Annotated in this window: 1 protein-coding gene; it reads right to left on the bottom strand. The window is 64.4% G+C overall.

What is annotated here, in order from left to right:
* On the bottom strand, positions 1-960 hold a 960-nt coding region (locus ACZYOF_RS43960), incomplete at both ends, for an AMP-binding protein (RefSeq protein WP_463719616.1).

Genomic DNA, 960 nt, shown 5'->3' with positions numbered 1-960 from the left:
GCTCGGGCCGCTTCAGATAGCCCCGCGCGACCCCCGCCCCGCCAATGTAAAGCTCCCCCACCGCACCAAACGGAACCGGCGCACCATGACCGTCAAGCAGGTAGACCCGCGCGTTCGCGATCGGACGGCCGATCGGGATGTTCGTAGATGCAGCTAGTTCGGTCGGAATGTCATAAAAGAGACAGCCGACAACTGCTTCGGTGGGGCCATACTCATTCACCATTCTGGCCGTGGGCTGGATCCTGCGCCACAACTCGATTGTTGAAGGCGACAGCGCTTCACCGCCGATAATAAACAAGCCAACTTGGCTGGCGGCCGAGTCCGCCAGCATCTGTTGCCCAAGAGCATCCAGATGGCTCGGGGTGATGTTGATGAGCCCGCATTCCGAGCTGATCTTTGCTTTTAGCCCCTCGACCTCGTCTCCCTCCATGACAAGCTGTGCATGGCCACCACAGATCAGAGGCGCAAACAGGCTGTTAACGGTCGCATCGAAGGTCAGAGGCGAGGAGACCACGGAGGATGATCTGGGCGCGTAAGCATCGCAGGCCCAGGACAGATAATTGGTCATTCCCCGATGCTCGACCATGACGCCCTTGGGCATGCCTGATGATCCCGAGGTGTAGATCACATAAGCGAGATGGCGCGAGCTCAGCCCGAGGGCGCGCACATCCGGGTCCGTCGCCGGCAGCGCCGCCCAGACCGGCGTCGCCGTCTCCAGATCGACCACCGTCAGATCGAGCAGCGCATCGGCGCCCAGCGCGGCGCGGCCGGCCGCATCGGCCAGCACCAAAAGCGGCGCCGCATCGTCGAGCACCTGGCGCAGCCGCGCCGACGGATAGGCCGGATCGAGCGGCAGGTAGGCGCCGCCCGCCTTCAGGATCGCCAGCAGCCCCACCACCATCGCCACGCTGCGCTCAAGGCAGATCGCGACCGGCTGATCCGGCCTCACCCCGAGCCCGA

This window comes from Bradyrhizobium sp. LeoA1Lang (genome assembly GCF_055413685.1).
This window is presented reverse-complemented; position numbering and strand designations above follow the sequence as displayed.